5 protein-coding genes and 2 pseudogenes are annotated in these 6,161 nt (G+C 60.2%); 3 read left to right on the top strand and 4 right to left on the bottom strand.

The window, feature by feature from the left end; all coding sequences use genetic code 11:
* Positions 1 to 354: 354 nt before the first annotated feature.
* Positions 355 to 552: pseudogene (locus AWB67_RS43590) on the top strand (integrase); the annotation flags it as partial.
* Positions 485 to 808 carry an integration host factor subunit alpha gene (locus AWB67_RS33915; protein WP_087660356.1) on the top strand — a complete coding sequence of 108 codons (324 nt, stop codon included), beginning with the start codon at positions 485 to 487 and terminating at the stop codon, positions 806 to 808. The pseudogene AWB67_RS43590 and the gene AWB67_RS33915, both read left to right, overlap by 68 nt.
* 174 nt (positions 809 to 982) lie before the next feature.
* On the opposite strand, the gene AWB67_RS33910 is transcribed toward AWB67_RS33915, so the two are convergent.
* The 3 genes and pseudogenes from AWB67_RS33910 to AWB67_RS33900 all read right to left on the bottom strand — a co-directional run bounded on the left by AWB67_RS33910 (position 983) and on the right by AWB67_RS33900 (position 4,549).
* Positions 983 to 1,987 (bottom strand): alpha/beta fold hydrolase, encoded by a 1,005-nt coding sequence (locus tag AWB67_RS33910; protein WP_087660355.1) that lies wholly within the window; start codon positions 1,985 to 1,987, stop codon positions 983 to 985.
* 274 nt (positions 1,988 to 2,261) lie between these two features.
* Positions 2,262 to 3,050, bottom strand: a pseudogene (locus AWB67_RS33905) (zinc-binding dehydrogenase); the annotation flags it as partial.
* 206 nt (positions 3,051 to 3,256) lie between these two features.
* Positions 3,257 to 4,549: a glycosyltransferase gene (locus AWB67_RS33900; RefSeq protein ID WP_087660354.1), complete on the bottom strand. Its 1,293-nt coding sequence runs from the start codon at positions 4,547 to 4,549 to the stop codon at positions 3,257 to 3,259.
* 486 nt (positions 4,550 to 5,035) lie between these two features.
* On the opposite strand from AWB67_RS33900, the gene AWB67_RS43250 reads away from it, so the two are divergent.
* The gene (locus AWB67_RS43250) at positions 5,036 to 5,338 is read left to right on the top strand and encodes a DUF6723 family protein (RefSeq protein ID WP_327366982.1); all 303 of its coding nucleotides are present in this window, start codon (positions 5,036 to 5,038) and stop codon (positions 5,336 to 5,338) included.
* 467 nt (positions 5,339 to 5,805) lie between these two features.
* On the opposite strand, the gene AWB67_RS33890 is transcribed toward AWB67_RS43250, so the two are convergent.
* Positions 5,806 to 6,161, bottom strand: a 356-nt coding sequence (locus AWB67_RS33890; protein WP_125477805.1) for an IS30 family transposase, incomplete at its 5' end; no start/stop codon positions are given.

Below are 6,161 nucleotides of genomic sequence, written 5' to 3'. Positions count from 1 at the left end.
CAAAAGTACGGCACGTCGTTGATACCCTCGTGGAGCTTGGTGAGCAAGGCCGATTAGCCTGAGCGCGGCACCTATTTCATTCTCGCGGCTCATTTGCCGCACTGCTCCAGAGGGCAGTCTGCGTGACAACCCGCCGATGCGGGATGACCGGTTCACTCCGATACGAGCCATCGTAACCCTAAGAACCCGACCGGCAGCAATGGGTCCGTCACCGCGGCCGGCCTGGCGCACCGCACGGGATGATCTCAAGAAGCGGTGACCGCTGAATGCGATGGCGCGGGTCCGCGGAACGGTGGCTAGCCCGATAAATCGCTTTATCGGGCTAGCATCGATTCTGGCCTAAAACTGGCGATCATGAAAACGCGTGAGACCGGACCCATCTCCCTCCCCGACGACGCGGAGCTGGCCGCCTTGCGCGGCTGGTATGCCGGCCTCGACGCCCGAGCCGTGGTCGTGCGCTATTTCGGCGACCGCGTAATCGCGGGTGCGTCCGCGCGCGGCGTGCTCGTCGGCCAGCCGGCTTGGAGGGCATTTGATCGAGCGGCTCATCGCTCAGGGAGGACTCGACAAGTCTGACGCCCACGCGCTGGTGGACGCGTTTTTTGAGCTGATCATGCAAGCGCTGGAGAACGGCGAGGCGATTCGACTATCGGGGTTCGGCTGCTTTCAGTTGCGCGATAAACATGCGCGAGCGGGGCGGAACCCGAAGACGGGAACAGCGGTCCCTGTTGTGGCCCGACGGGTGGTCTTGTTTCGTGCAAGCCGGATCCTGAAGTTCCGGCTAGGCAGCGCCAAAAGTCACCGATGATTTATTCAGCAACGCTGCCCGGCCCCCTGCCGCAGAAGGCCTCCCGTGACGATTGGGGCGCTGGCCAGGGCACCGTTCTTGGCATCCCGCCATGATACAGATTCGATGTGCGTGCGGTCGCGATCGATTGCGCAGCGTTAGCAAGTTGCTCTGGCGAACGTAGGCCTCCCGTGGTCACCGCGTCGCCGCTAACAAAGGGGCTTCCAAGACATCTGCGCCCGACACCGCTTCGACAGTGGCCGCGATGTTCGCCGCGGCCGCATAGTGAACCATATGGCCTGCGTCAGGGACAACGGTCAGGCTGCTTTGCGGCACGTCACGATGCAGGCGCCGCGAATGAGCGTCGACGTCGACGACTTTGTCGGCCGCACCCGCGAAGATGTGGATCGGCAACCGGAGCTCGCCGTAATGACGCTTCAGACGTGCCGCTGACGAAACCATTAGCGTGCCATCTTCGCCCTCGGCCCGGAGCTGGGACGGGCGCAACACCATTTCGTGCGGTACGGCATCGGTGAAACTTCGGGGCGTCGCTGCGGGCGAGAACATCGCCTTGACAGACTGCTTGATGAGCAGCCTGCCTGTGACCGGAGAAACCGTATAGCGCATCGCATCGCCAATGATAGGAAACGCGAGTGGCGCGCTCATGGCGGCGTCCAGGCGTATCGTCGGGTAGTAGTAACCCGAAATCAGCACGAGGCCGCGAATATCGGCCGGAAACTGAACTGCCATGTCGAGCGCGGCCAGCGTGCCCCACGAATGTCCGACCACGACGGGCTGCTCGACATCCAGTTGCTTCAGCGCCTTCATGAAAAGTGCGGCCTGCGCCGCCGCTGTCCATAGCCGGTCACGCGGACGCTCGCTATACCCGAAACCAGGCCGATCGAAGGCAATGACCCTGTGACGGGCAGCCAGTGCATTGATGAGTCCGCTGCCATCAAAGTCCTGAAGCAGGACGGCGTTACCATGCAGCAACACGACCGGCGGCCCCTCGCCGCGTTCGACGTAGTGCAGACGCACGCCCTCGACGTCAAGGAAAGCACCCGCAGGCGGATGCTCACGTTCCGCGCGTCGCGCCTTGTGAGCGTTCCAGAGAGCTGCTGCGACGGCGGCTACCGCAACGGCAGCAGCGCCAACGGTAACGGAGGTGCGCGAAGAATTTTTCTTAAAGGAGACGGTCATTATTTTTCCGAGATGTGCGGCAGCAAACGATAAATAACCGACACAGGTTTGGGGGAAGGGCAAGCCGGTACAGCCGTTGCCGTTGATTTAGCCGAAAACTGTCTGCAAGCCGGCTCCGGACGAAGTATCGATCGACGTCCCTACACCGGCATACCACGGGCATATACAGATTTCAGACGACGATCGAACTTTCTAACAAGGCTTGGACCCGCCGTCATCGCGATTGCAAAAGCGGCCCGCGCGGGACAAGCTTCGGTAGTCGTGCATCAAATGTTCAAAGCTTCAACACGACCTTAATGCAACCGTCTTCCTTGTCGCGGAACGTCTTGTACATCCCCGGGCCCTCTTCAAGCGGGACAGTGTGCGTAATCACGAAGGACGGATCGATTTGCCCTTCCTGGATGCGCCTGAGCAAGTCGTCGGTCCAGCGGTTGACGTGCGTCTGGCCCATCTTCCAGGTGAGGCCTTTGTTCATCGATGCGCCGAAAGGAATCTTGTCGATCAAGCCGCCGTAGACGCCGGGGACGGACAGCGTCCCTGCGGGCCGGCAGACGTAGATCATTTCGCGCAGCACATGCGGACGGTCAGTTTCGAGCATCACCGCCTGCTTCACGCGGTCGTATATTGCGTCGAAAGAGCGGGTTGCGTGCGATTCCATGCCGACCGCATCGATACATTTTTCCGGTCCCTTGCCACCGGTCAGTTCTTTTAGCCGGTCGAGCACGCTCTCATCGTCGAAGTTGATTGTGATCGCCCCAGCCACTTTCGCCATCGCGAGCCGCTCGGGCACGCGATCGATCACGATCACCTGCTTTGCGCCGAGCAGGAGCGCGCTGCGGATCGCCATCTGCCCGACCGGGCCTGCGCCCCAGATGGCCACCGTATCGGTCGGCTCGATGTCGCAGTTGACCGCGGCCTGCCATCCGGTCGGGAAGATGTCGCCGAGGAAAAGCACCTGTTCGTCCGTTAGACCGTCGGGGATCTTGATATGCGTCGTGTCCGCGAAGGGGACACGCACGAACTCCGCCTGTCCACCGGCATAGCCGCCTGTTAGATGCGAGTATTCGACGCCGTCGAGCGCGCCGATCTCGAACCGCCCGCGCGCGCCGCCGCCCTGATTGCTGATGACGAAGATCAGAGCGCCGACGTCCGCAAAAATCGCGAGCGCTTCGCGTGCACCGGGCGCAAGTTTCATCGCGTTGGGATCGACGCTGTAGGGGACGTCTTCGAGCAGCGTGCCATCCTTGTCGAGAAAGGTCGCAACGCTGCTCATGCGGACGCGCTTCCCGCCGCGAGCCTCGCATCGACTGCGTCAACATCTGCTTGTTCGTCAATCTCGACGCCTGCGACACGCGCGTAGATCGACGCCAGCGACTCGGCGACGCCGCGCCATGTGAACATCTGCTGCGCGCGCTGAAGGCCCGCCGCGCCCATGCGGTACGCAAGTTGGGGGTCACGTTTGAGCGCAACTAGAGCGTGCGCGAGCGCAGCAGGGTCCTTCGGCGGCACGAGTAGCCCCGTCTGCCGATGTGCAATCGAATAGCGAATGCCTCCGACATCGGCACCGATTACCGGTCGCGCGCACGCCATGGCCTCGAGCGGTGTAATACCGAATGGTTCGTACCACGGCGTCGTAACGAAGACGTCTGCCGCATTGTAAAAGAGGCGCAGTCGCTGGCGTGCACATCGTCCGAGGAAGGTGACTTGTTCTTCCACACCGCATTCACGGGCGATGCCCGCCAGCCGACCGATTTCCGGCGTGGCGATCTCATTGGGGTCGTCGGAGTTACCGCCGACCACATAAAGATGCGCCTTCTCGCCCAGCTCGCGGTTGCAGGCGGCAATGCCGCGCAGGACGTTGTCGATACCCTTTCTCGGCACCATGCGCCCCAGTTGCAACGCGATGAAGCGATCCTGCGGCCAATCTAGCTCGTCGCGCGCTTCGGCGCGGTCGATCGGAAAGAACTCGTCGCTGTCGAACCCGCACGGCACAAGATCGATGTTCGCCGGGTCCGCGCGATACAGCGACACCAGGTCGGCTTCGTCCTGCGGGCACTCGGCGATCACGGAGTCGGAGCCTTGCACGAGCATGTCTTCGATCCCGAAGCGCGCATCGGGAAACCCGTCGCTTGCGCCCTGATGGAGGCGTCGCACCCGGCCGAGCGCATGAAACGTCGTGACGAGCGGCGTGCGTAGTGCCGCCTTCACGCGCAATCCGACAAGCCCCGGCATGAAGAAGTTAGCGTGCACCACGTCGTAAGGCCTTTCTTCGCGTCGGAAGAATTCGATCGTGAAGCGTGCAAACTCTTCCATGAATGGCAGAAGCTGCTCCTTCGGCAGTTGAACCGGTGGGCCAGCCGGTACATTAATGACGCGCACACCGTCGAAGCGGGAGATGAGCGGCAACAGCGACCGATCACAGCGCGTAAAGACATCCACGTGATGCCCGCAGCGAACGAGTTGCCGCGCAACGTGGGCGACATAGATATTTTGACCGCCGCTATCAACTCCTCCCGCAACCGCAAGAGGCGACGCATGCTCGCTGATCAACGCGATTTTCATTTGGGGATCCTGTTCGAACGATGGAAATCAATGCAGCGAGCGCTGCGCGGTCTTGAATTAGCATTCGCTGTGCCACTAAGAAGAAAAGCGGCTTAACCGTCTGTTCGACTAGTTCTCAAGCAATAATTGGCTAATAGTCCCCAACTCCTTCGAAGGCGGCGCCTCAAGCAGTAAATGCTTGCACTTACAGCTTTGAGAGCACGATGACTGCATTCAAATGGCATCGGTCGTTATGCGAAGAGACAGGTGGATTAGCCATACGTGTCTCCGCGTGCGTGGACGCAGTAAAGAGCCTTATTTAGTCTGTAATCGCAAGAGCAGACTCTTCACATCGACAGGGAAAGCAGACATACAGCGTTCGCCAAGCTAGCCTGTAGAAACGGCATGCCGTTTGCTAGTCAAGTCACGGCCTGACGTGAAACCATCGCTGCTTTTAGAGCAGTTTGAAAATTCTAGCGAGGATGACGCGGCACCGCGTTTGGAGGAATGATCATGCCTTTTGGTAAGAGGATTGGAAAACCTAAGCTTTTCCACAGTAAGCCAGTTATGTCACCGCTTCGGGGAGAGACGGCTGATGACTACGCGATATATGCGTCGTACCGTCCGAGTTCGGGCGGCGGCTATTTCGGTACCCTCAGGGTGGTTCGAAAGCCGGACAACAGATTGTTATTCCCTTTTGAGGGTGCGCCCCCGCTCGGCCCCTTCTCGTCGAAGCATGAAGGAGTCGCGGCCGCGGAAGCTATGGCGCAATCAATAGTCCAGGGCGATATCACCAGCCCGGAACTCTAGTGTACAAACTGTCACGTGAGTCAGCGCGTGTGGAAGAATTGAGAGCGCCATTTCCGTGGGAAACTTTGGAAAACTCTGCGCGTTTCTCGTTCAACAAACTCTAGCCGTGGCCAACACGAGGATCGCGGACGCGGCTTCCAGGCATAGTCCTAGACCGAGCTTCCATTGCAACAGGTCTTGGCTTTTATGCATGCTCGCCTCGGTTTTCATTTTGGGCCGGCGTCTCGACAGACAGGTGAAGTAACATTCGATGAGCAACCACGCATGAAGCGCCGCAGCGCGTCGCACGTCGTCATAAATTTGTTCCACTGAAGGTCACGATCTCGCCGTCTCGCCGCTTATACGACCAAGCGAATCACTGCGGGCCCGGTGGTGGCCCGCCGTCGAAACTTTTCGGACGGTAAGCGGCCTGAAGGAAGCGCTGAAGGGGTTCGATGGGCGGTTTCAAACCGAAGTGCAACGAGGGGTTAATGTTTAGCGCTTTGAGATTGGCTCGCTGAGGCAAGTGTCGCAGCGAAGACCTCGAATGGCGAATGGAACGCGTGAGTTGCGCGCGGCCGGCTGTTCAGGCTGTCGGCGATAGCATCGAGTTCGTCCTGGGTGTACACCGAGAGGTCGGTGCCCTTAGGTAAGTACTGTCGCAGCAATCCGTTGGTGTTTTCGCAGGTCCCGCGTTGCCACGGACTGTGTGGGTCGCAGAAGTACACGCTCACGCCGGTGGCGGCGGCGAGTTCTTGATGCCGCGTGAGTTCCTTGCCCTGGTCGTACGTAAAGCTCTGGCGCAGGGGTTCGGGAATCGAATTGAGTTTGGCCGAGAAGCCCG

This window comes from Caballeronia terrestris, assembly GCF_001544515.1.
GTDB classification, from domain to species: domain Bacteria; phylum Pseudomonadota; class Gammaproteobacteria; order Burkholderiales; family Burkholderiaceae; genus Caballeronia; species Caballeronia terrestris.
The sequence above is the reverse complement of the archived record's forward strand: the minus strand, read 5'-3'. Positions and strand labels throughout refer to the sequence as shown.